Source organism: Microcoleus sp. N9_A2, assembly GCF_036701775.1.
Classification (GTDB): Bacteria; Cyanobacteriota; Cyanobacteriia; order Cyanobacteriales; family Microcoleaceae; genus Microcoleus.
Genome location: NZ_JAUBRH010000009.1, coordinates 1 through 26,512, shown reverse-complemented (window position 1 = coordinate 26,512; position 26,512 = coordinate 1). Strand labels below are relative to the sequence as shown.

The 26,512-nt window shown below is 46.5% G+C and carries 10 protein-coding genes; 6 read left to right on the top strand and 4 right to left on the bottom strand.

Features of this window, described 5'->3' with window-relative positions; genetic code table 11:
• Positions 1 to 100 precede the first annotated feature (100 nt).
• The 3 genes from rpoB to rpsT all read right to left on the bottom strand — a co-directional run bounded on the left by rpoB (position 101) and on the right by rpsT (position 5,341).
• Positions 101 to 3,484 carry a DNA-directed RNA polymerase subunit beta gene (rpoB, locus tag QUA44_RS07670; protein ID WP_333249623.1) on the bottom strand — a complete coding sequence of 1,128 codons (3,384 nt, stop codon included), beginning with the start codon at positions 3,482 to 3,484 and terminating at the stop codon, positions 101 to 103.
• Positions 3,485 to 4,074: 590 nt separating this feature from the next.
• Positions 4,075 to 4,854, bottom strand: a complete 780-nt coding sequence (locus QUA44_RS07665; protein WP_333249621.1) for a TatD family hydrolase — start codon at positions 4,852 to 4,854, stop codon at positions 4,075 to 4,077.
• Between the two features lie 187 nt (positions 4,855 to 5,041).
• Positions 5,042 to 5,341, bottom strand: coding sequence for a 30S ribosomal protein S20 (rpsT, locus tag QUA44_RS07660; RefSeq protein ID WP_333249618.1), 300 nt, complete (start codon positions 5,339 to 5,341; stop codon positions 5,042 to 5,044).
• 892 nt (positions 5,342 to 6,233) lie between these two features.
• On the opposite strand from rpsT, the gene hisD reads away from it, so the two are divergent.
• From hisD to QUA44_RS07645, 3 genes are all read left to right on the top strand, one after another.
• Positions 6,234 to 7,547 (top strand): histidinol dehydrogenase, encoded by a 1,314-nt coding sequence (gene hisD, locus QUA44_RS07655; RefSeq protein WP_333249617.1) that lies wholly within the window; start codon positions 6,234 to 6,236, stop codon positions 7,545 to 7,547.
• 212 nt (positions 7,548 to 7,759) lie between these two features.
• Positions 7,760 to 8,185 carry a universal stress protein gene (locus tag QUA44_RS07650; RefSeq protein ID WP_333249860.1) on the top strand — a complete coding sequence of 142 codons (426 nt, stop codon included), beginning with the start codon at positions 7,760 to 7,762 and terminating at the stop codon, positions 8,183 to 8,185.
• Positions 8,186 to 8,550: 365 nt separating this feature from the next.
• On the top strand, positions 8,551 to 10,593 hold the full coding sequence (locus tag QUA44_RS07645; protein ID WP_333249615.1) for an ATP-binding protein: 2,043 nt from the start codon (positions 8,551 to 8,553) through the stop codon (positions 10,591 to 10,593).
• 142 nt (positions 10,594 to 10,735) lie between these two features.
• On the opposite strand, the gene QUA44_RS07640 is transcribed toward QUA44_RS07645, so the two are convergent.
• A complete protein-coding gene (locus tag QUA44_RS07640; protein ID WP_333249613.1) occupies positions 10,736 to 16,870 on the bottom strand; it encodes an AAA family ATPase in 6,135 nt (2,044 codons plus the stop codon).
• A 561-nt stretch (positions 16,871 to 17,431) separates the two neighbouring features.
• Between QUA44_RS07640 and QUA44_RS07635 the strand changes: the two genes are divergently transcribed.
• The 3 genes from QUA44_RS07635 to QUA44_RS07625 form a co-directional block, all read left to right on the top strand.
• Entirely contained in the window at positions 17,432 to 21,190 is a 3,759-nt protein-coding gene (locus tag QUA44_RS07635) for a CHAT domain-containing protein (RefSeq protein ID WP_445243729.1), read from the top strand.
• A gap of 238 nt (positions 21,191 to 21,428) precedes the next feature.
• A complete protein-coding gene (locus QUA44_RS07630) occupies positions 21,429 to 22,580 on the top strand; it encodes an ISAs1 family transposase (protein WP_333249608.1) in 1,152 nt (383 codons plus the stop codon).
• A gap of 274 nt (positions 22,581 to 22,854) precedes the next feature.
• Positions 22,855 to 26,512 (top strand): DUF4347 domain-containing protein (locus QUA44_RS07625; RefSeq protein ID WP_333249606.1); only part of this gene is annotated, 3,658 nt, incomplete at its 3' end.

Here is a 26,512-nt window from a genome sequence, read left to right as displayed (position 1 = left end):
TACCACTGCTGAGGCATTTTTATTTGAGATTGTCGATTAAAGATTAAAGAATTGAATGGTGTCAAACAATCTTTAATCTTTAATCTTTAATCTTTAATGCCTAATCCTCATCTTCGTCGCGAGAAAGCGATTCGTAAGTAGGCCGGGAGGGCGATCGCTTGCCCCCAGCATCCGCCATCAAATCCACCTCAACGTGCTCGCTGCCCTCGTCGGATGTATTCACCTTGTGCACGGCAATATCCAAGCACAAAGACTGCAACTCCCGCATCAGCACCTTGAAAGATTCGGGCGTACCGGGGCGCGGAATAGCTTTGCCTTTAACAATGGCATTCAAAGCCTCGTTTCGGCCCTGCATATCGTCCGACTTCACAGTCAGCAGTTCTTGCAAGGTGTAAGCGCAGCCAAAGGCTTCCAGAGCCCAGACTTCCATTTCTCCGAACCGCTGACCCCCCTGCTGCGCTTTGCCGCCCAAAGGCTGCTGCGTTACCAGCGAGTAAGGGCCTGTGCTACGGGCGTGGATCTTATCGTCTACCAAGTGCACCAGCTTCAGCATATAGGCGATGCCGACTGTGATCGGGCGATCGAACGGTTCCCCAGTTCGGCCATCGTAGACAATAGTCTTGCCGGGGTGCTTTTCGTTAAACACCCAAGGCTTGCCGGTTTTTTCGCGCGCCTCCTGTAACTTGCCGTGTACGGTTTCCCGCGACTTTTCAGCGCCGTGCATTTCATCAAAAGGCACCATCTTGAACCGCATCGACAGATTTTCGCCGGCCCATCCCAGCAAGCACTCAAAAATCTGACCTACGTTCATCCGCGACGGTACGCCCAAGGGATTGAGAACTATGTCCACGGGAGTTCCGTCGGGTAAGTAGGGCATATCCTCCATCGGCAGAATCCGGGACACAATACCCTTATTTCCGTGGCGGCCGGCCATTTTGTCGCCGACTTGAATCTTCCGCTTTTGAGCCACGTAGACGCGGACGACCATGTTTGCGCCGGGGGGCAATTCGTCGCCCTGTTCCCGAGTAAACACCCGCACGTCCACCACGCGGCCTTTTTCGCCGTTAGGGACGCGGAGGGAATTGTCGCGCACGTCGCGGGCTTTTTCGCCGAAGATTGCCCTCAGCAGTTTTTCTTCCGGCGGTTGGTCGGATTCGCCTTTGGGGGTGACTTTGCCCACCAAAATGTCGCTAGCTTCCACCCAAGCACCCTTGCGGATAATCCCCTGTTCGTCTAGCTGGCGCAGCGCGTCTTCGCCGACGTTAGGAATTTCGCGGGTGATTTCTTCGGGGCCGAGTTTGGTTTGGCGGGCTTCGATTTCATATTTTTCAATGTGGATGCTGGTGTAGACATCTTCGTAAACCAAACGCTCGCTAATTAGCATGGCGTCTTCGTAGTTGTATCCTTCCCAAGGCATATAAGCTACGAGGATGTTGTGGCCCAGAGCGAGTTCTGCTCCTTCGGTGGAGGAACCGTCGGCGAGCACTTGACCTGCTACGACTCGATCGCCCTCATAAATCAGCGGACGCTGGTTTAAACAAGTATCTTGGTTAGAACGCTGATATTTTTGCAGTTCGTGTTCGATGCAGCCAGCATATTTTTGCTTCCAAACCGAGGGCTGTTTGACTTTGAGATCGTCGTATTCCCGAATCAGGAAATGTTCTTCGCTGGAATTCGATTCGGCATCTACAGCCAGGGGTTTAACAATAATCCGGGTAGCGTCGATGTAAATTACCTCGCCGTCGATCCGGGAAACCACAACCATCCCGGAATCTCGCGCCGCCTGAGCTTCCAAGCCCGTACCGACTAGCGGCCGTTCTGGTTTCAGTAGCGGCACAGCTTGCCGCTGCATATTCGATCCCATCAGAGCTCGGTTGGCGTCGTCGTGTTCCAAGAACGGAATCAGCGATGTCGCGACGGAGACGATTTGCACGGGCGAAATCGCCATGTAGTCCACCTGCATCGGAGTGGTGGTAGTAAATTCTTGGCGGTAGCGGACAGCTACGGTTTCGCCCAAGAGGTTGTTGTTTTCGTCGAGGCTGATGTCTCCGGGGGCGACGCGCAAATCGTCTTCTTCATCGGCTGTCATGTAGACGGGGGCTTTGTCGCGCAGCACCTGTCCTTTTTCTACTGGATAAAAAGGAGTTTCGATGAAGCCGTAGGGGTTGACGCGGGCGTGGGTTGCTAAGGAACCGATCAGACCGGCGTTGGGGCCTTCTGGTGTTTCGATCGGGCAAATCCTGCCGTAGTGGGACGGGTGAATGTCCCGCACCGCAAACCCGGCGCGTTCCCGTGTCAAACCTCCCGGGCCCAATGCCGAAAGCCGGCGTTTGTGCGTCAGTTCTGCCAAAGGGTTGGTTTGATCCATGAACTGCGATAGCTGGGAGGAACCGAAGAATTCCTTGATTGCTGCTACCAACGGCTTGGGGTTGACCAGAGAAGCGGGGCTGAGGGAGTCGGCATCCGAGACGGTCATTCTTTCGCGGATAATCCGTTCTAAGCGGTTGAGGCCGACTCGGACTTGGTTTTGCAGCAGTTCTCCGACACTGCGGACGCGACGGTTGCCTAAGTGGTCGATGTCGTCGGTGGAGCCGATGTCGAATTCGAGGTTAATTAAGTAGTCGATCGCCGTCAAGATATCTTGCGATGTCAGCACCCGCATCGTATCGGGGACTGTCAAGCGCAATTTTTTGTTGAGTTTGTAGCGGCCGACTCTGCCCAAATCGTAGCGTTTGGGGTCAAAAAAGCGCGAATTGAGGAGTTGTTCTCCCCCTGCTACGGTGGGGGGTTCACCCGGCCGCAGTTTGCGGTACAGCTCCATCAGAGCCTCTTCTTCGCCGAATTGTCCTTCTTTCTCGATCGTTTTTTGGAAGTATTCCGGGTGGCGCAGGGAATCGTAGATTTCGCCGTCTGTGAGTCCCAAAGCTTTGAGCAGCACCTGAGCTGAGAGTTTGCGGGTTTTGTCGATTCTGACCCAGACTAAATCGTTTTTGTCTGTTTCAAATTTCAGCCAAGCGCCGCGGTTGGGGATGAGCGAGGCGTTATACGAACGGCGGCCGTTTTTGTCGGTTTCGGATTTGTAGTAGACGCCTGGGGAACGCACGATTTGGTTGACTATCACCCGTTCTGCGCCGTTGATAATGAAAGTGCCGCGCTCGGTCATCAAGGGCAAATCGCCGATGAATACTTCTTGTTCTTTGATTTCCCCTGTTTCTTTGTTAATCAGGCGGGTGGGGACGTACATTTGCACCGAGTAGGTGCTGTCCCTGCGCTTGGCTTCGTCCACGTCGTATTTGGGACGCTTGAGTTTGAAGTCTTTGCCCATGAAGTGGAGTTCCAGCTTGCCCGTGTAGTCTGTAATCGGGGAGAAGCTGTCGAGTTCTTCGATCAGTCCGGCTTCTAGAAACCAGCGAAAACTTGCCCGCTGGATTTCGATCAGGTCGGGCAAGGTGAAGGCGAATTCTGTGTAATCTTTAGTGGTCATGGGGGTTCTTTTTCCGCAGTGGCTCTAGCTTTTTACATGGCGCCAAGGCTGGGCTTTTTTACCTTGTTGCGTTTTTTTGATGGATTGTGTGAGAGAATTTATATGATGTTTTCGATCGCCTGCCAACTGCTGCAACGGTTATTTTTGCGGGTTGCTCGCAGTAGTTTTGTGCGGATTTTGGTTTCGATCGAGATGCTTTTAGCTCCGATCTCGTGGTGTCCCAGGGTAAATTCCCTACACTTTAGACTCCTAAAATTGACTTGACAGCTATTGGCAAATTGCTGAGGTTCCAAGTTTCTTCGCTATGTGTAAGTTTGAGTTATTTCGTGAAGTTTTGGCCGCTCCCGAAGGTTAGCGTACTCGCGTTGTGTTGGCATTTGCCGGGGCGACATCGCAGTCGTGGATAGTAAGCCAACGCCCGATCGGTCGGTTCTTTTTATTATAGGACGCAAATCCGATCGCAGCAGGCAACGCCAAAAGAATCTCAAATAAAGGATGAATCCGGTTTTTTAGGCAGGATACAAATGGGATTGTCCCTATCGCTAGGCCCTAAATCGACCTTTTTTCCTCGTTTCTTTGTTCTTCTATAGCTAAACTGAAAAGCCGAATAGCTGACAGGCATTTTCGGTTGTCTGCTCGGACAAAGTTAAGAGAGAAACTCCTCTCAATTTAGCAACTTGCTCGGCTACGTAGTAGACGTAGGCTGGTTCGTTGCGTTTTCCCCGCTGGGGTACGGGGGCGAGAAAAGGGCAATCTGTCTCGACTAGGATGCGATCGCTATTTACCATACAAGCTGATTCTTGTATTTGCAAGGCTTTTTTAAAGGTGACTGTTCCGCTAAAACTGATGTAGAAACCCAAGTCTAAAAACCACTGGGTTTCTTCAGGAGTGCCTCCCCAGCAGTGCATCACGCCACGTACTGGGCCGCGTGTTTGCCAAAAGTTCCGGAGCATTTCGGCCATTGGGGCGGCGGCGTCGCGACAGTGGATAATGACTGGTTTGTCAAGTTCCTGGGCGATTTCAAGCTGTGCCTCAAACACTTTAAACTGGTGTTCGCGATCGTCAGCTTTAAAAAAGTCTAGTCCGGTTTCGCCGATCGCCACTACCCGAGAGTCCGAATTTGCTAATTCCCTAATCTGGCTCGCAGTCTCGTCTTTCCACTTGTCGGCATCTAGGGGGTGGAGTCCAACCGCAAACGAGACTTCGGCAAACTGATTGGCGATTGCTTGAATGCCGGCAAACTCTTCTGGCTCTACGCAAGAATGAACCAGCCGAACTACACCAGCCTCGCGCCAGCGTTCTCGAATGGCTTCTAACTCAGATTTGTAGGTCTCAAAGTTGATATGAACGTGAGTGTCGATGAGCTGCATGGGGGAAGCAGATTAGAGGTGATACGAGAGCGTCCGACTTGTTGACGGTTGAGGGTGAGAGGGGAAGAGTGGGATAGGGAGAGAGTGGGAAAAATCTTTCCTTTTCCTTCTTCCTGCTTCGCTGGGACTTTTTCCCTCAACATCCATTAAATCCCGTACATTGCTCGTTGCTGAGCTTCCTTGTGTCTTAGGATGCTACTTGTGTTTCGTGTGGCTTGAGGGTTCTCGCCAAGCGGGACTTTTTGCGATCGCCGTTGTTACGGTGGAGTACACCTTTTTTGACAGCTTTGTCAATTTTGCTGTATGCCTCTGACATACGTTGCTGGACTTCTTGCATTAATTCAGGTGTCGGAGCTGCGGCGTACTTGTCAACGGCTACAAAATACTTCTTCATCAAAGTTTTGACCGCTGACTTGTAAGATTTGTTGTACAAGCGGTTACGTTCGGCGATTTTGACTCGTTTGACGGCGGACTTAATATTTGCCATAGTTCAGTTGCTGGAAGTAGGTATTCATTGATACACCCTAGTCTCAAGACAGTCTCAAGACACGGGGATTTTGAAGGACAACCTTTTCGGGATCGATCCGCAAAAAGCTTGATTTTTAATGGCGGAGTGAGACAGCCACTTTCCATTCGCTCAGATTGAGCTGAGTCTGTGGCTACTTTTTGGCGACGCCCGCGCAATAATTTTTTATTGACTCATTTAACTGCCTGTTTTTTACCCCTGACAATACCCAAAGGTATGACACGGGTGTTACAGAGGCGTTTTGCGGTGTTTCCACCGTCACGAGTTAAAGTCACGGTTTCTTGCGCGCAATTTTCAAGTATACAATAATTTGGCGTTTTTTTATAAAAAAATTATCAGGTGTTGGAAAAACTAATATAGCACCTATTCTGCTTAAAATCCAATTCTCTGAAAAATCCAAGTTAAGCTATAACAAAGAATACAGGTGATTTGGGTTTCGGCAAGAAGCACTTACCGAAGGTAGAAGGTAAAAAGCTGAAGGTAGAAGGTAGAAGGTAGAAGACAGCCGGATCTGAAGGTAGAAGGTAGAAGGCAGAATCAAAATTCTTCCGCTCTAACACTCTCCCTCTCGGATATTATCGGGGTCGGACACTCTCCCCCTCTGCGTTCCCACCCTCTTCCTGGGCACCGGGTTCTCTGGCGGGCAATTTAAGAGAGAAGGTTGTGACTTGTCCTCAGTGTTGCAAAATCATCGAGAGAGATTTAAACGCTGCACTGAAGCCTTGGAAAATGCCGCGACTCTCGCGGTTTAAGCTTGTGGACTGGTGGTGGTCTACTTCTCTAGGAGAACCCCACAAAAATTCCCAATTGTCAAGCAAATGTTAGTGAATTATAGACGGCATTCCTAATCTCCATGCTGCGAATCATTACTCAGTGGGTTGAGGCACAAGCTGAACTGCGACGAATCTGCGATCGCACCCACGACGAACTTGTTATTCACAAAGAAGCCACCGTGCGCGAGGTGCTGCAAGCTGTAAGGCGCAAAGGCGATCAGGCTGTGCTGCAATATACTGCTGAATTTGACCGCATCACCCTAAATGCGGAAGAGTTGCGCGTCAGTGGCGCCGAATTGGATGCTGCTTACCAGCAAATATCGAAAGAATTATTAAATGCGATTCGGCTGGCTTGCAAACAGGTAGAGGCGTTTCACCGACAGCGCGTCCCGAAGTCTTGGGTGCAGTTTGGTGATGACGAGATTGTTTTGGGCAAGCGCTACACGCCGGTCGATCGGGCCGGGATCTACATCCCTGGCGGTCAAGCCTCCTATCCCAGCTCGGTGATCATGAATGCGGTTCCTGCCAAGGTCGCCAAGGTTCCGAAACTGGTGATGTGTACTCCCCCCGGGCAGGAGAAAAAAATGAATCCTGCCGTGCTCGTAGCGGCTCAGGAAGCGGGAGTTGATGAAATTTATCGGGTAGGTGGGGCTCAGGCGATCGCAGCTTTGGCTTACGGTACAGAAACTATTCCGAAGGTGGATTTAATTACTGGGCCGGGGAATATTTACGTCACCCTGGCGAAAAAACTGGTTTATGGGACTGTGGGGATCGATTCTCTGGCTGGCCCCTCGGAGGTGCTGATTATCGCTGATGGCAAGGCAAATCCTGTGCACGTAGCGGCCGATATGTTGGCTCAAGCTGAACATGATTCGATGGCATCGGCGATTTTGCTGACGGCGGATTCGGTGCTGGCGAGAAAAGTCGTGGCTGAGGTAGAGAAACAGTTGGCGAATCACCCGCGCCGGACTTTGACGGAAAAGGCGATCGCCAATTACGGTTTAGTCGTAGTGGTTGAGTCTCTGAAGGCGGCGGCGGAACTCTCTAACGAGTTTGCTCCCGAACATTTGGAATTGCAAGTGGCAGATCCTTGGGCTTTGCTGGAGCAAATTCGCCACGCTGGGGCGATTTTCTTGGGCTACTCGACACCGGAAGCTGTGGGAGATTATTTGGCGGGGCCGAATCATACTTTGCCGACTTCTGGAGCTCCCCGCTATGCGTCGCCACTGTGTGTCGAAACTTTCATGAAGCATTCGAGTTTGATTGATTATTCGCCGACTGCACTGAAAAAGGTGGCTAAGGCGATTAATGTTTTGGCCCAAGCTGAGGGTTTGCCTTCTCACGCTGATTCAGTGCGACTGCGGACTGAAAATCAGGGGGATGATCAATTTTAGATGGTAGGTTTGAGTTTGGTGATCGAGATTTACGCATTTCGGGCTTAAGAAACCCGGTTTCTTCCAATATCTTGCTTAAATTACGCAATAATGTTAAGAAACCGGGTTTTTGTGTAGTAATGATGCTGTTGGTGGGAAGCGCTAAATTGTGGAAAGTAGGCGACTATCAATGAGAAGTTTAAAGTCTAATATCTGAGATTTAAAGGTGCATTATATTGAATACTGTTTTGGTGGCGATCGACAATTCTGAGTTTGCAGCACAGGTTTTGCAAGCTGTAGGGCTATTTAAGCTAGAACCGACGGCAAAGGTGATTCTAGTTCATGTTGTCAGTTCTGGTATTTCGGATTTTGATACGGAGGTCGATCGACCTCACGCTCAGGGAAATGAGATTGCTTACCGAGAAGTAGAGAAGTTGTTGCAATCTTATCAGGAAATGTTGCCTTGCCAGAGTGAGTTGGAGATTGTTTCGGGGGAACCGGCGCAGGAGATTTTGCGTTTGGCGAATATTTATCAAGTGGACTTAATTGCGATCGGCTGTCGGGGTTTGACTGGTTTGAAGCGGATTTTGGAGGGTTCGGTGAGTGCTGAGGTTGTGGCTGATGCTCCTTGTTCGGTGTTGGTGGTGCGGGCGAAGTAAGTAGGCTGGTAAATGCGATCGACTATTGCATTTACATAAACCAAGATAGCTATTAATATCATTTGTTAGTTGAATGCAAAAATTAACGACCTATCAAATATATGCTATTTTGTCAATTTACCGACCAACGGACAAATAAAAAACTTCCAGTAAGCGATCGCTTTTAACCGCAGATTAACGGGGCTACAAAAAGGGCGATTCACGCTCGGGATAGCTCCGCTTCAGGCTCCTTGGATGAATTGATATTATGATAGACTCGAACCAATGGCTAAGCATTATCATCTATGCCTCCAACTGCGAATTGTCTAAAAATTCCTCTGCGCGGTGTTCTTGTTGTTCCTTTTGTTCTACAAATCTTTACAGCAGTGAGCTTAACAGGTTGGCTTTCCTTACGCAATGGACAAAAAGCGGTTAACGATGTGGCGAGTCAACTTCGTCAGGAACTAATAGCACGCATTGAAGGAGAACTCAAGCAATATATCAACAAACCTCATAATATCAATCGTGTGAATTCAGTCGCTTTTGCACAGGGCCACATGGACATGGTGAATGGCCGCAACGCTAAGCAATTTTTAACCCAAGTGCAAATCTCCTCTTTTGTTTTTTCCTCCTATTGTGGCGATGCTCAAGGATATTATCTGGGTGCGACTCGTCGAGAGTCAAAAATCGCGATGACTGCGAGTAATCAAGAAACAAACTATCATTTTTATTTTTATGAAATGGATAATTGGGGCGATCGGCAAAAATTCCTAGAACAGGTAAACTCTTCTTACGATCCTCGCCAACGCCCCTGGTATCTTTCTGCTGTGAAAGCAGGGAAGCCTACTTGGAGCAATATTTTTGTGAATATTGTCAACAATGGTAAGCCTGCAATTACTGCCAGCGAACCTGTCTATGACTCAGAAGGTAAACTTGTGGGTGTCTGTGCCACTCTTGTTGTCCTATCAGAAAATTTAAGGGAATTTCTGGGAAGTTTGTCTATTGGTAAAACAGGTAAGGCTTTTGTGATGGAGCGATCGGGTTCAATGATTTCTAGTTCCACAAAAGAGCCACTAATCAAAGGACAAGGTAAAGCTCAGAAGATGATTTACGCCGTGGAAAGTAGCGAACCATTTGTGCGGGAGACAGCTAAATATTTGCAGAAATATTTTGGTAACTTTGACCAAATTCATAAATCAGAACAGTTAGAATTTACCCTCAACAGTGAACGGCAGTTTGTTCAGTTGCTACCGCTGAATGATGGTAGAGGCATCGATTGGCTAATTGTAGTCGTCGTGCCTGAATCTGATTTTATGGAGCAAATAAATTATAATAGAAATACGACGATTATCCTCTGTCTGTTATCACTGGTAATCGCAACAGGATTAGCAATTATCACTTCACAATGGATAGCTAAACCTATTCGGCGATTGAGTCAAGCCAGTCAGGCGATCGCCAGTGGAAATTTCGAGCAAAATGTTCCCGACACTCTCGTAGAGGAATTGGTAACTTTATCAGTATCTTTTAATCAAATGAGTCACGAATTAAAGAACTCTTACCACAACCTCGAACAAAAAGTAGAAGAACGCACTCAAGAACTACGGGAGACTCAAGCCCAACTCATCCAAAGTGAGAAAATGTCATCTCTGGGGCAACTGGTAGCCGGGATTGCCCATGAAGTGAATAATCCCGCGAATTTTATTCACGGTAATTTATCTCATCTTAGCCAATATACCCAAGATTTACTAGAGCTAGTAGAGCTTTATCAAAAGTATTATCCCCAGCCGGTATCGGAGATTCAAGCCAAGTCGGAAGATATTGAGATCGAATTTTTGAGCGAAGACTTATCAAAAGTTCTCAAGTCTATGAAAGTAGGTTCTGAACGTATCCGCGATATTGTTAAATCTCTACGGAATTTTTCTCGATTGGACGAAGCAGATTTCAAAGCTGTCGATATCCATGAAGGCATTGAAAGCACCCTGATGATTCTGCAAAATCGTCTCAAGCCCAGACACACACATCCAGAGATTGAAGTGATCAAAGAGTACGGTAATCTGCCGCCGATCGAATGTTATGCAGGACAACTGAACCAGGTATTTATAAATATTCTGACCAATGCTCTGGATGCTTTAGATGAGCGAGATAGGGTGGAGAAAAAGACAATTTGGATTAGTACGAGTCTGTATAACTCAGAATTGGTCAGAATTTGTATTGCTGATAATGGGTGTGGCATCACAGAGGAAGTCAAAAAACGGCTATTTGACCCATTTTTTACAACCAAACCGGTAGGAAAAGGTACGGGAATGGGGATGTCTATTAGTTATCAAATTGTGATCCAAAAGCATAAAGGAAAACTGTGGTGTACATCAAAACCCGGAGAAAGAACAGAGTTTTGGATCGAAATTCCCCTAAATCAAAGTGTTATTTAGTTGAGGATATTCGCGAACGGTGAAATTATCTTGCCGAACCCCATGAATCCGAGTAAATTGCCAAAGCTTCTGCAAACAATTCCTGCGTAGCTAACTTGCCCGTTTTGATTTCTGGCGGATTGCAATCAAACACCCATCAATGTCACATAACAGCCATGCCATCAATCATAGCTGACTGAATAATTGTATAAGCCTCTACCCAAGCTTTTTCAGTTTTAGGTGTCCACTCTAAACCCATCTGCGCCTTCAGGGCTTGAATAAGTGCATTCGCAACAATAGGAAAATGTTCTACTGAAACGCCATATTTGGCATGAGTTGCACCTAATCCTTTAGCAAAAACATTAATTAACTTAGGTTTTCGTAAATTTTCAATAATTATTTCTAAGCTGTGCCAAAGCTTTTCTTTTTGCTGTCCCATATTTGTATTCATAAAAAGACTTTTAATCTGAGAAGAACTATCAAAAAGTATTTCATAAAACTTACTTACAAATTCATCAGATTTAGGCTTGATCAATGCTAAAGTTCTCTCTAACAGCTCGATGTTTAAAGTGATAGTTTTTTGTTCACACCAGTCCAAATAAATTTGGGCAACTTGATCCGAAGGGCAGAAGCTTAAACATTGAGCAAAGAATTCTGTAGCTTCGATAAATTTTTGTTGGCGGTATAAGCTCAAACCTCGATCAAATAAATTTTTTGTTGTTAATTTACCTCGCTTTGTTTCAGGAATATCTGCCTCAAAAACTTCATAAATTGTAGATAAGTTTACTTTTCCCTTAACACTAACTTGAGCAATCATCCGCATAGCATAGTTGCTAGGATTAGCTAATTTGTTAAAAGTCTGCTCTGTAATCAGTAAAGCAACACCATAATTTTTTGTTAATCCTTCCACACGAGAAGCTAAATTCACCGCATCACTAATTACCGTCGTATCCATGCGGTTTTGCCCGCCCACCGTGCCTAACATTAAATTCCCAGTATTAATGCCAATGCCAATCTTAATCGGGGCATAACCAGAATTAACTCGCTCTTGATTGTATACTTGAAGTTGATGCAGCATGGCAATACTGGCGTTTATTGCATTATCAGCATTACCGCTAAATAGCGCCATAATCGCATCACCCATATATTTATCAATAAAGCCATTATTTTCAATAATTGCTGATTCCATCCGAGATAAATAAGCATTAATAAAATGAAAGTTTTCCTCCGGAGTCATACTTTCCGAAAGCGTGGTGAAGTCGCGAATATCGGAAAATAGCACTGACATTTCTAACTGCACTTGGTCGCCCAATTCGACATCGACAATGCTTGATTTCTCTAAAAGATGGAGGAACTGATTGGGGACGAAGCGCTCGTAAGCTTTGTTGAGTTTAAAAAGTTCATTGGTGAACCTTATCTGCTCTGTTTCGGCTTTTTTGCGCTCCGTGATATCTTGAAATGCTGCTAGGCCGTAGGCAATATTGCTCTGATTATCATAGATAGGCGTTCCCCAAACTTCAATCGGTACAACCTTGTTAGGCTGGTAGATTTCTACATCATTAACAGTGGAACTTTCACCATTTAAAGCCCGCACTCCAGGCAGTTTTTCAACAGGATAGGGATCGGAAGTGTCAGCGGTATAGACTTGATAAACCTCTGCCAATTGTTCGCGCGTGGCATCAGGCGCAACTCCTTTTCCCAGAAGCTGCTGCGCCCTCTGATTAACGTAGTAAGGTGTACCACTTGGTTTGATTACTATTATCCCTACTGGCATCGCTTCTAAAAATTGAGTCAGTCTGTTCTCACTTTCGCGGACTTCTGTATAAAGCTTAGAGTTTTGAATTGAAATAGCCGCTTGTCCAGATAACACTTTTAATAGTTCCACTCTTTCTGGCGTAAAAGCTCCCGCTGTCAGATTGTTTTCTAGGTAAACAATACTGATAATTTGAGATTGGTTAATCAGCGGCACACATAAAATTGATTTGGGCTGATTTTTTCGGATGTAGGGGTCGTTAGTAAATTGTCCTTTTCGGAAAGCGTCATCCAGTACCACGCTTTCTTGAGTGCGGGCCACATAATTGACAATTGCGGAGGAAAGTTCTTGACAATTTTCAACGGGGATTGACTGCAAAACGGTGACTTGTTCAGAATTTATTGTCCCTTCAGCTTCAATTAACAGCGTTCCTTGGCTGGACAAAATCAGATAGCCTCGTTGCGCCCCCGCATTTTCCATCAAAATTTTCATCAAGCTAGACAGTAGTTTATCCAGCAGAATTTCACCGGAAATCGCCTGAGAAGCTTTCATCACCGTGGTGATATCTAGATTACTACCCGAACCAAGGGCCGTCACTGTTGCGGTAGTTTTAGTGTTTTTTATTCCCGATTGAATTGCTGACAGTAACTGGGGATATCGCGTTTCTAAATCTGTTACCTTAGCAGTGGCTCCCCATTGAACATAACAATAATACGCCTCAATCATGTACATTTGGGCAAATTTTTCTTTGCCCCATTCTAGATAAAATTTGGCGGCTAGTTCGTTGGCAAGAGCTTCTTCGTTGAGGAATTGATTTTCTTTAGCGAGGGAGATTGCGCGATCGTACATTTCAATCGCCTCGGCTTTATTACCCAAAACGCGATGTTTTTCGGCCTCAACCAAATACCATTTATGCAGATGATTCATCGGAGCATTTTGCGCCCACTGTTGCAGAATAGTTTGATGGGCTTCCGCCTGAGTAAGAACTTCAGCTTGCTCGGTTTCTGGCTGTGTGGGGAAGAGTGCCAAGTGCGTCAGAGCTGCATAAAAATGGAAAACGGGAACATGAACCAATCCCGATAATGCCATCAAATACGGCTTGACTTGGCAAATGTGGTTTAAGGCAGCCGGATAATTGCCCCATAAGTAGGCAAGCAGTAGTTGGTAAATGTAGACAAGAGCGATCGCACTGAATTCACGATCCTGATAGTGCTTAGGAATCATCACCGTTTCATCATAGGCAATTCCGATTAAGCAATCCGACAGAGTACAAACTTCCCTCAAGTTATGCAACATCTGCTGCTCCATATGCAAATAAGTCTGAGCAGAATATTGCTTAACCTGAGCCAAGGTAGCACTGTAGCCGGCAAGTTCCGGTTCCCAAGTATCCAGTTCTACCCCACCAAAAAAGTTGATGTAGCTGTAAGTAGCTATGTTGTAGCCAGCGTTAAGAAAATCGCCAGTTTCCATGCCAGCTATAAAGCCCTCTTTCAGGGTTGGTATCCCTGCCCTCATAGCATTTTGATGATGCTGAATAAATGCCCCAAACATATTATGAGTAATGCACTTAAATTCTCGTGCATTGACTTGATCGAGCAAATTCAATGCCAATTTACCAAAGCTATAGCCCGTTTTTGCCTCTCCCAAAAAGGCACTTAATACAAGCCCGTGAATCGCATAGCCCACTGTTGATGCGGGTGCATTCCCAAATTGGAGCGATAAACTTACCATCGTGGAGCTCAGTAGGGGCACTAAGCCTGGAATTCCCTGGAGAATGGGTGCAAATAACATGGCCAATATTGGCATAGCTGCCTGAGTCTGAGGATCGCTCATCACAGGCAGATCGATTAGTTCCTCAATTTTTCTGCCGCTTAGTTGGCTTGCAAGGCTCTGTAGCGCTTTACCAATCAAGGCTTCGTCAGCTTCGGTGGGGAGTTCAACCCCCAATTGCAATAGTGCATCTCTGGCTACTGCAATCGCTTCTAACGTCTTGCTCTGTGCTGTCTGTGCGACGATTTGAATTTCGTAAATTTTGATTTTGTCCAAGATTGTCTGTGCATTCTGTAACACTTGTGCTGCAATCTGCTCCATGCCATCAAAGTCAGCATTCAAATACGCGACTTCAGCAGCAGCAACATAGAGGTTCAGGGTCAACTCATACTGACTTTGCCAGCAGTTGGCCCTCAGCAGCTCAATCCCTGTTTGCAGATAGATATTTGCCGCAGCATAGGCGGTAGAACTTCTTGCCTTACCTCCCGCTTCTAAGTTGAGTAGGGCTAAGGCTTCTCGTTCGCTTAATTGATTGATTAACTCAATTCCTTGATTTAAATGCCCCACAATATCAAAGAGCTTTTCTTCTTTTTCTGTATCCGAATATTTGTGTAGGAGTAACTGTCCGATTTTGAGATGAGTGGCTTGTTTTTGGTTGTCGGGAATCAATGAATAAGCGGCTTGCTGGACGCGATCGTGCAGGAAGCGATAAGTTGGATTGGTAACAGACTCAGTATTGGATTGAGCATCTGTTGGAATGAAGCATTTATAGCCTTCTGTAATGGGTAAAATGAGTTCTTCTTGTAATGCTCTCCAAAGTGCTGATGCTGTTTGTTCGGGTAGTTCTTCGCTGACTACTGCCAAGGTATCTAAATCAAACTGCGCTCCAATGCAGGCGGCAAGTTTAATAACCTCCTGAGTTTGGGCAGGCAACTTCTGCAATTGCACCGCCATAAACTCCACCACATCCGAGGCGTGGGTAAGTCTAGCTTGAGCAATATCGCACTGCCACCCCCCTTTACTTCCCCCCTTACTAAGGGGGGACTGAGGGGGGTCAAAGATAATTTGACCATCTTCATAAAGCGACTTGAGGAATTGAGTCGAGAAAAAGGGATTACCTTTGGTTTTTTGATAAACCAATTCTGTCAAGGGCCCGGCCAAAGATAAATCGCAAATCAGCGTATCTGCTACCAACTGATTGAGATCTGCTAAACTCAACGGTTGCAGGGTAATAGTATTCACCACTGCCCCAGACTTCACAATCTCATCCACCGTCAACATAAACGGATGAGTAGGTGACACCTCATTATCCCGATAAGCACCTAACACTAACAGATGCCCCCTATCCTGCATCAACAGTTGTAATAACTTCAGGGATGCCGAATCTGCCCACTGTAAATCATCCAAAAACATCACCAAGGGATGTTCAGCGGTGGTAAATACTTGCACGAATTTCTGCATCAGCATATTGAAGCGATTTTGGGCGGCACTCCCCGACAGTTCTAGTGCAGGACTTTGAGCGCCAATAATGCGTTCTAACTCAGGAATTACCTCAATCAGCACTTGCCCGCTATCACCCACTGCTGTCAGAATATTGGTTTTCCATGTTTGTACCTGAGCATCACTTTCTGATAATAATTGTCCCATCAATTCCCGAAATGCTTGCACAAATGCACTGAAGGGAATATTTCGCTGGAATTGGTCGTATTTACCTTTAATAAAATAGCCCCGCTGTCTGGCGATCGGCTTGTGGACTTCGTTCACTACTGCGGTTTTACCAATCCCAGAAAAGCCAGCCACCAGCATCATTTCGGCGCTACCTGTACTAACTCGTTCAAAGGCTGCTAATAGATTAGAAACTGAAGTTTCTCTGCCGTAGAGTTTTTCGGGAATCAGGAAACGGTCTGTAATATCCCGCGTTCCCAAGTCAAATTCTTCTATGCTATCCGTTTCTTGTAGTTGAACCAGACAGATTTCTAAATCGTGCTTCAGTCCCAAGGCAGTTTGATAGCGGTTTTCTGCATTTTTTGCCATCAGCTTGCTGACAATTTGGGAGACAATTAGGGGAATTTCGGGCTTGATTTCGTGCGGGGGAACTGGTTGTCTGGCAATGTGGCAGTGAACCAGTTCTAAAGTATCTTCTGTCTCGAAAGGTAGTTTTCCTGTTAGCAATTCGTAGAAGGTGACACCGAGAGAGTAAAAGTCAGTGCGGTAATCGAGAGTGCGATTCATTCTCCCGGTTTGTTCTGGTGAGATGTAAGCAAGGGTTCCTTCCAAAATGCCGGGGTTTTTCAGTATCGGTGTTTCTCGCGTTAGCTGAGTGGAAATACCAAAATCAATAATTTTTAATTGTTCCGTTTCCGGGTTGTAAACAATATTCGAGGGGTTAATATCTTTATGAATGATATTTGCGTTGTGAATTTGACCTAATGCTTCCGTGGTGGCAATAGCGATTTGCAAAAATTCCTCCAGAGTAAACTTTCGCTGCTGCATCCAAATTGTCAAGGATTCGCCGCCAAAGTCCTCCACAAACATCACGAGGCTGTTTTGGTATTTTTGCAAGTCATAAACTTGTATGACTCCCGGCTCTTTCAACTCTTGGGTGATGCGGTATTCGGTGCGGTAGCGCACCAATTCTTGAGGTGTGGGGTAGCTTTCTTTGAGAAGTTTGAGGATAATTGGCCCTTTATCTGCTTCCCGAATCGCCCGGTAAACCAGAGAGTTAGCACTTTCATAGAGAAGTGTCACGACGGCAATGCCTGGAATGGACAGCATATTGATTTTTAGGCTAAAAATTAACGCGCAGTCAAAACGCACCAGCTTTGTGTATAGAATAGCACCTGAGAAAGGCAAAAGTTTTGTTTTTGTCACAAATGTTTAGTTTTTCGGGCAGCAGCCTGCGAATACTTTTTGGTAGCCCCGATTTCGATCGCCTAATTTGTATGGTGCATCAACAGTCGATCGCACTTTTGCTTTGATTTCCAGCCCACATTACGCAGCCTGGGGTATCACACCGCATAATTACGCAAAAAACTCTATTTTTAAACTAATGCCTTAAAAAACTTTTTTCTCAGTCAATCTACTATGCAAAGGTATAATTTATAGATTTACTGCTGGATAAAAATAAGTAAAAACCGATCGTGACAGTTGAGGGTACAGAATGTGATTTTTAGGTAAAGCAACCGCCCTGATGGTGACTAAGCTCTTAATCGCTAAATCTACGCCGCAGTTGACCGCACTGAGCAGCTAATACCTTAAAGTTATAATTGTTCAGATAGGTGTTCTGCCAGCTAAAAGCTAATGAAACTAGCCTTCTTTTCTATACAGGGTGCTGCAATGGTAGCGATCGCAGCCACTATTTTGAGTACAGCGGTAGTACAAGCACAACCCATTGTTCCCGCACCCGATCGCACTGGCACTACTGTCACGCCTGACAACGGCAACCGATTCAATATTACAGCCGGTCAAACTTCTAGAGATGGAGCGAATCTTTTCCACAGTTTTCAACAGTTTGGGCTTACCGAAGGGCAGATTGCTAATTTTATCTCTAATCCCGCTATTCGCAACATTTTGGGTCGGGTAGTAGGCGGCAATCCTTCTATTATTAACGGTTTAATTCAAGTAAGTGGCGGCAATTCCAACCTATTTTTAATAAATCCTTCGGGCATTATCTTTGGCCCTAATGCTAGCTTGAATCTTCCGGCGGCTTTTACTGCTACTACTGCTACTAACATCGGTTTTGATTTGGGTTTATTCAATGTTGCCGGAGCGAACGATTACAGTACGTTAATAGGAAGTCCGAACACTTTTTATTTTAATCTCAGCCAACCGGGAAGTATCCTCAATGCCGGTAATTTAGCAGTCTCGCCTGGACAAAGTATAACTTTAATTAGTGGCACTGTCGTCAGCACAGGTTCCCTCAATGCTCCCCAAGGTAATATTATTGTCGCTGCTGTTCCTGGTAAGAATGCTATTCGGATCAGTAAACAAGGGCATTTATTAAGTTTAGAAATTGGGGTTATTGACGGGGATTTTTTGGCACAAAATGGGCAATTATCCCTGCCTTTGTCTCTGCCGCAATTGCTTGCGGGCCCAGGTGGGAACTCTGCTACTGGTATCTCCGTTAACGGTGCAGGAGAAGTGGTTTTGACGGCGGGTTTGAGGGTGGAAAGCGGGGATGTGGCGATCGCTAATTCTACTGTTAATAGTCAGAATGCTACACTCTCGGCAGCACGTAATCTCACTTTGGTAGAAAGCCAGCTACTTACTGAGAACAATTTGTATCTGTTGGCAGGAGATACGGTGCGGGTGCGGGATGGCAGTTATCCTTTCAGGGCGATCGCAGGCGGCAATCTTACTATACAAGGCAATCAAAATATTGATATCTTCGCCCTAAATTACCCTAACCCTGCATTCCAATCCGCAGGGGATATCACTTTATTGAGTAACGGCAATGTTTCGGGCGATGCTCACTTCGCTGCGGGTGGTAATGTAAGTGTTCTCACATTGTCTGGCAACGGCGGCAGGTTTGTGAGTTTGTTCGACCCGATTATTAGCTCCGAGGGAGATGTGAGATTTGGGGATTATACTGGAACCTCACTTAAGGTAGAAGCAAAAGGCGCGATCGCGGCGGGAGATATTACTATTACTGGGCCAGATACTACTTTGTCAGGTTCCGCCGATCCAGATGCGGCGGTGCTTTCAGGTAGTGCAGCTTTAATTCTGCGATCGGGCGTTTCGACTCTGGCGAATCCTGCGAATCTGCCGCCGAATGTCACCGCAGGGGAGACATTTTTTGCTTCACCAGGTGTTGCTTCGGGCAATAGTATCGGAGTGGGAGCGATTTCGACAGCAGGCGGGCCTGTGATTTTGGAGTCGGGAGGGGACATTGCGCTGGATGCGATCGCCACTTCTGGCGGTAATATTACTCTCAAAGCTGCCAGCGACATCGCCGTTACAGGCACTCTTCAGTCTACTGGCGGCAGTATTGACCTCACGGCTGGCAATCTTCTCACAGTCAGCGGCACTTTTACAGATAGTAACGGTGTAAATGCGAGCATTTCCAGCGCTAATGGCACAAGTGGCGGCGCGATTACTATTCGCCACGCAGGGGGCACGACTACACCTTTTATTGTCGGTGATGCGACAACGAATGGGACGGCGGGAGCCATTACATCAGGTTCCGAGACAATTTCGCCACAGTTCGCGGTGCCGGTGCCGCCTAGCACTTACACTCAGGGCAATATTGCGATCGTTACTTCCGCGCCATCTCCAACACCGGAACCAACACCGGAACCAACACCGGAACCAACACCGGAACCAACACCATCTCCAACACCATCTCCAACACCATCTCCAACACCATCTCCAACACCATCTCCAACACCATCTCCAACACCGGAACCAACACCATCTCCAACACCATCTCCAACACCGGAACCAACACCGGAACCAACACCATCTCCAACACCATCTCCAACACCGGAACCAACACCATCACCAGCGCCATCTTTAATACCAGAACCAACGCCATCACCCGCGCCATCTTTAATACCAGAACCAACGCCATCACCCGCGCCAATTCCACAAGCAATACCGTCTCCGATATTGCTTGTGCCCTCCATTGCGCCTGAAATGCTAGCCCCGATGCCATTATCTACTCCGACACCAACTTTATCTCCGTCTCTTGGTGCCGCCTTTCCCTTACCGGATATCTCAATTACTAATGCGATCGTCCAATCTGACAACCTGAATAGCATTAATAGAATTGAATCTCTTTTTAACTACAGATCCGATTGGGAAAGCGAAGTTGTCCAAACGGCATCGTCTCTAAATATAGTTAGCCCCAGCGATCTCACACGGCTGGTAGATAAAGGCGATATCCCTCAAGCCAGTGTCTTTATAGATATCTCCTATACCGAACAAGTGGGGTCATACGTCAACCAGGAAATCGGGCGGGACTTGCAATCTTTTGCAGCTATACAGGAAGTAACTAGAGCGATGGCCAGCCAAACTGGTAAAAAACCAGCCATTATTTACACTTTATCCCGCCCTGAACAATTAGACCTGATCATCGTTCCCCCTACAGGCATCCCAATTCATAAAGCCATCCCCACAGCTAAGCGCGAAACTTTGATGCAAGTCGTTGCTAACTTCAGGTCGGAACTCCTTAATCCCAGAAACCTCAATACTCAGAGCTATTTGCCAGCATCCCAACAACTTTACCAGTGGATGATTGCCCCCTTGGAAGCTGAGTTGAAAGCTCAGGGCATCGATACGCTAGTTTTTAGTATGGATGCGGGGTTGCGATCGCTCCCCTTAGCCGCCCTCCATGACGGTTCTCAATTTCTAGTAGAAAAGTACAGCATCGGACTCATTCCCAGCGTCAACTTAACCGATACTAGCTATGAAAGTGTTAAAAATGCTGAAGTTTTAGCAATGGGAGCCTCACAATTTACCAATAACCAACCCTTGCCAGCAGTGCCTGCAGAACTTAATGCTATTGCCTCCGAATGGAAAGGCCAATCCTTCCTCAACCAAACCTTTACTCTCAACAATCTTAGGTCGCAACGCACCGCCCAAGCCTTTCGGATTATTCACCTCGCCACTCACGGAGAATTTAAGTCAGGAGCACCGAGCAATTCTTATATTCAGTTATCAGATAGCAGGTTAACACTCGATCGCGTGCGCGAACTAGGCTGGAATGATCCACCTAAAGTTGAGTTATTGGTGTTGAGCGCTTGTAAAACTGCTGTGGGTGATAATGACACCGAATTAGGTTTTGCGGGGTTAGCTGTGCAAGCAGGGGTGAAGTCAGTTTTGGCGAGTCTTTGGTACGTCAGCGATGAAGGTACTTTAGGGTTAATGGCTGAATTTTACCATCACTTAAAAGTCGCGCCGATTAAAGCCGAAGCTTTGCGGCAGGCTCAAATTGCTATGATCAAAGGTCAAGTTCGCATTGAAAATGGCCGTTTAATTTCGTCAAACTTAAATAAGGAGTTAGAATTGCCACCAGAATTAGCTAAACTGACTAATGAAAACTTCTCCCATCCTTATTATTGGGCGGGATTTACGATGATTGGGAGTCCTTGGTAATGTCATTGCGAGGAACAAAGCAATCGTAATACCAATTTAATGTGAAGTTGCACATATCTCGATCCCCCTAAATCCCCCTTAAGAAGGGGAGTAGGGGTTGACTTTGATAAGACTCTTATCCCCCCTTCTTAAGGGGGAGTAGGCAGGGTGGATTAATTGTCAGGGGGGAATGTAGAATAGAAGAGGTAATCAAGTCTGCCCTGTCCGGGTAGACTATCCAGGGTGAAATGAATTAACCATGAATTTAATTGAAGCAATTAAATCTGTTCCCGATCATAGACATTCGAGAGGTATTAGACATGAACTTTGGCTAATATTAACGATAATTTTGTTGGGTAGTTGCACGGGATATTGGGGATCTAAGCCCTTAGTAGAATTTACCAAAAATCATCGAAAAACCCTGATAAAATTATTCAACCTCCCCAGTGATATTCGGTTTCCATCAGATTCAACGTTTAGAAATATAATTCAATCATTAGACTTTGAGATCTTAGCCGTTATTTTTAATGTATGGTCTCAACAGGAATTGTCAATAGACGAAGGAGAATTGATGGCAATGGATGGGAAAAGTCTAAAAAGCACATCCGTAGGTGGCAGCAGCTCTTACCAAAACTTTGTCAGTATAGTTTCGGTTTATAGTCATCATCATGGATGGGTCGTTCGACATCAAGTTATGGAAAACAAACAGAAAAGTGAACTCGAAGTCGTAGAGGAGCTAGTTCAAGAACTTTCCGGTAAAAAAGTAGTAATTACCCTCGATGCACTGCACTGTCAAAAAAAAACGCTTGCCTTAATTATTAAGAGTGGTAATGACTATATAGTTACGCTCAAAAAGAATCAATTAAATCTGTTTAAAGCAGCCAAGAAATTAGTCAGTTCTACTATGGCATCTGACGAAAATGAAGTTTCTGAATGTGCACATGGACGAACCACAACTCGCCACACCAAAATTGATCCAATTCCACCTGAATTATTGCCCCTTTGGGCGGGTGCAAAACATATAATTGTGGTCAGGAGATATGGAAGTCGATGGGAGGGAAAAAAAAGTCGTCGTCATCTCGTTAATTTCGATGAAGTACACTATTATTTAAGTAGTATGGATTGGTCAGCCAGTCAATTTGCCGAGGCTATTCGTGGTCACTGGTTGATTGAAAATAGGTTGCATTGGGTTAAAGATGTGACGTTAAACGAGGATAACGATATTCGTCGTGGTGGCAATGCACCTGTTAATTGGGCAATGATTAGACAATTCTTGGTTTCATTGGCTCGCATGAAATGTACTCATACTTTTCCCGAAGCTTTAAGATTAATGGCTAATCAAGTTGAAGATTTGAGTGAGTTACTTTTTGATTTATCTAGTTCAGATAAACCTGTTAAATGCCTCGCATAATGTCTGTCAATAGCCTTCATAGCCTTGATTTAACCTCTCGACAATTAATCCACCCTGCTTCTTAAGGGGGAGTAGGGGGCAAGCTAAGGGGGGATCTAGATTTAATAATCAAACAGCAGTCTCTGACTAGGTTTGAGCTTAAGTTGACACTAATGGGCAATGCCGTGTCCCTACACGGATAGAACGATAGGCGGGGTACTTCATAAACGTCGAATCTGCTGTAAGTTCTATTTGAGTGAGATATATAAAATTTAACAATTAAAGAGGTTGCATAATGATACAGCAAAAAAATGTTTCCAATCTAGTTTTTATTAACTCAAATGTTGAAGATTACCAGAGTTTAATTAGCGGCGTTTCTTCAAATGCTGAGGTAATTATCCTAGATGAAACACGGGATGGCATCGAGCAAATCACCGAAAGGTTAGCAATTGAACAAAATATAGAAGCAATCCACATCATCTCTCACGGCAGTCCAGGCGCGGTACATCTCGGTGCAAATACACTCAACAGCAGCAACATAGAAAGTTTCAGCCCTCAACTAAAACAGTGGCGCAAAGCACTAATTCCTGGTGCCGATATTCTCATTTATGGGTGTAACGTAGCGGCTTTTAATCAGCCCTGGCGAAGAGAATTCGCGGCTATACAAACGAAGTCCGGATGGTGCGCGGACTATGGAATTTCAACCAGCGCAAACGAGTTGAATTTGTGTAGTAGCGGTTTTAACCGCCCAGTTGAAAATAGTCCTACAAAACCTACAAAACCCAACCAATTCCTCCAACGTCTGAGTGAATTAACTGGTGCTGACATCGCCGCCTCCGCCAACCTGACCGGCAATGCCAAACAGGGCGGAGATTGGGAACTGGAAGTACAAATCGGCTCGATCGAAGCAACCCCCATTAAGGCTTTAGCCTACAGCCACATCCTAGCAGCCACCGCTAACCCCGACAACAAAGCCATCCCCGTCAACTCGCCCCAAATTAGCATAGACACCCTCGCCAACGATACAGGAAGCGCCCGCCTCTCAGTGCAGAGCATCACCACCGCCCCCACCAACGGCATCGCCACCATCAACGACTGGATTTATGCGGGCGGCAGTTTCACCAGCATCGGGGGACAAGCCCGCAACCGCATTGCGCGGTTGAATAGCGATGGGACGGTAGATAGCACCTTCAACCCCAATGCGAATATGGATGTCAGAGCGATCGCCCTAGACAGCAGTGGCAACCCCATCGTGGGCGGCGTTTTCACCACCATCGGCGGCATTACCCGCAACAGAATCGCCAAATTAAACCTTACAACAGGTGTCGCCGATCCTACTTTTAACCCCAATGCAGATAGTTTTGTCAGTGCGATCGCCCTAGACAGCAGTGGCAACCCCATCGTGGGCGGCGCTTTCACCACCATCGGCGGCAGTCCCCGCAACAGAATCGCCAAATTAAACCCCACTACAGGAATCGCCGATCCTACTTTTAACCCGGATGCGAGTAATGCTGCTGTCAATGCGATCGTCCTAGACAGCAGTGGCAACCCCATTGTGGGCGGCGGTTTCACCAACATCGGCGGCAGTACCCGCAACTATATCGCCAAATTAAACCCCACCACAGGAGTCGCCGATGTTACCTTTAACCCCAATGCGAATGCTACTGTCAGTGCGATCGCCCTAGACAGCAGTGGCAACCCCATTGTGGGCGGCGGTTTCACCACCATCGGCGGCAGTCCCCGCAACAGAATCGCCAAATTAAACCCCACCACAGGTGTCGCCGATCCTACTTTTAACCCGGATCTGAATAATGGTGTCTTAGCGATCGCCCTAGACAGCAGTGGCAACCCCATCGTGGGTGGCCAATTCACCACCATCGACGGACAAACCCGCAACAGAATCGCCAAATTAAACCCCACCACAGGAGTCGCCGATCCTACTTTTAACCCGGATGTGAATAATAATGATGTCAGAGCGATCGCCCTAGACAGCAATGGCAACCCCATCGTGGGCGGCTCATTCACCACCATCGGCGGCAGTACCCGCAACAGAATCGCCAAATTAAACCCCACCACAGGAATCGCCGATCCTACTTTTAACCCGGATGCGAGTAATTTTGTCTTAGCGATCGCCATTGACAAAGGACGCACCATCTACTACACTCCCAACGCCAACTTCAACGGTATAGACACCTTTCAATACACCGCCACCGACGGCATCGCCTCCACACCCACCACCGTCACAGTCCTCGTCAACGAATCCCCCACCCTAGATAATTCCGGCATCCCCACTCTCAACGCCCAAAACCAAAACGACAGCGCCAGCACAGGTACGTTGATTAGTACCATCATCACCAACCTCGGCGGCACAAAAATCACCGATCCCAACGCCAGCGCCTTACAAGGTATTGCCATCACCAACCTCGACATCACTAACGGCACTTGGCAATACACCACCGACGGCACTATCTGGAATAACGCCCCAGCCGTTTCTGCCACCAACGCCTTACTATTAGCCAGTGATGCTAACACCAGCCTCCGATTTGTTCCCAATGCAGGTTATAACGGCACTGTCACCAACGCCCTCACCTTTGCCGCCTGGGATCAAATCACTGGCACTAACGGCGGTGTAGCCGACTACACCACAGACCGAACGAATAACACTACATCCAGTGTTTTCAGTAGCGCTACCGAAACCGCCGATATTGCAATTAATCCCGTTCCCACTGTTACCAGCGTCAGCGCCGCGACAGTAGACGGGACTTACGGTATTGGTATATCGATCGATATCACCGTTCAATTCTCTCAAATAGTCAATGTCACAGGTACGCCGAAACTTAGTTTAGCAGGTGTAACTCCCGTTGCGAATTACCTCTCAGGCAGCGGCAGCAACACTTTAACATTCCGGTATACAGTTGCAGCAGGCGATAGCAATCCCGACTTAGACTATGTTTCCACAACTGCTTTATCTTTAAGCGGCGGTACTATTAAGAATGCGGCCAATGGTGATGCCATCTTAACTTTAGTAACTCCAGGTACATTCAATTCTTTAGGTGCTTCCAAAGCAATAGTTATTGATGGCATTGCACCCACAGTTGCCTTAACATCCGCATCAGCAACAACAGTAAATGGTTTATTTAGCGTCACAGCAACATTCAGTGAAAACGTCACCGGGTTTGATAATACTGATATTACCGTCGCCAATGCGACTGTCAGTAACTTTGTCACAGTTGATGCCAAAACCTACACCTTTAATGTCACTCCCACTGCTGATGGTAATGTCACCGTTGATGTACCTGCTGCTAAAGCGAATGACACTGCGAGTAATAACAATACCGCTGCAACTCAACTGACTCGTACTGCTGATATTACACCGCCAACAGTTGCCTTAACATCAACTTCAGCAACAACAATCAATGCACCATTTTTAGTCACAGCAACCTTCAGCGAAAATGTGACAGGATTTAGTGCCAGTGACATTAATGTTACTAACGCTACCGTTAGCGGTTTTACAGGTAGCGGCACGACTTATAATTTTACAGTCACACCGAATGCTGATGGTAATGTCACAGTTGATGTGCCTGCAGCAACAGCTACGGATACTGCGAGTAATAACAATACCGCAGCAACTCAACTGGTTCGTACTGCTGATGTTACCGCACCAACCGTTGCCTTAACATCCGCCTCACCCACAACAATAAATGCACCATTTTTAGTCACAGCAACCTTCAGCGAAAATGTGACAGGATTTAGTGCCAGTGACATTAATGTTACTAACGCTACCGTTAGCGGTTTTACAGGTAGCGGCACGACTTATAATTTTACAGTCACACCGAATGCTGATGGTAATGTCACAGTTGATGTACCTGCTGCTCAAGCTACGGATACAGCAACTAATAACAATACCGTGGCCACTCAACTAACTCGTACTGCTAATATCACCGTACCTATTG

What these genes read in the sequence shown, in the direction of transcription:
- rpoB (WP_333249623.1), bottom strand. Translation starts at nt 3,484, where the DNA reads ATGACCACTAAAGATTACACAGAATTCGCCTTCACCTTGCCCGACCTG.
- QUA44_RS07665 (WP_333249621.1), bottom strand. Translation starts at nt 4,854, where the DNA reads ATGCAGCTCATCGACACTCACGTTCATATCAACTTTGAGACCTACAAA.
- rpsT (WP_333249618.1), bottom strand. Translation starts at nt 5,341, where the DNA reads ATGGCAAATATTAAGTCCGCCGTCAAACGAGTCAAAATCGCCGAACGT.
- hisD (WP_333249617.1), top strand. Translation starts at nt 6,234, where the DNA reads ATGCTGCGAATCATTACTCAGTGGGTTGAGGCACAAGCTGAACTGCGA.
- QUA44_RS07640 (WP_333249613.1), bottom strand. Translation starts at nt 16,870, where the DNA reads ATGCTGTCCATTCCAGGCATTGCCGTCGTGACACTTCTCTATGAAAGT.
- QUA44_RS07635 (WP_445243729.1), top strand. Translation starts at nt 17,432, where the DNA reads ATGGTAGCGATCGCAGCCACTATTTTGAGTACAGCGGTAGTACAAGCA.
- QUA44_RS07630 (WP_333249608.1), top strand. Translation starts at nt 21,429, where the DNA reads ATGAATTTAATTGAAGCAATTAAATCTGTTCCCGATCATAGACATTCG.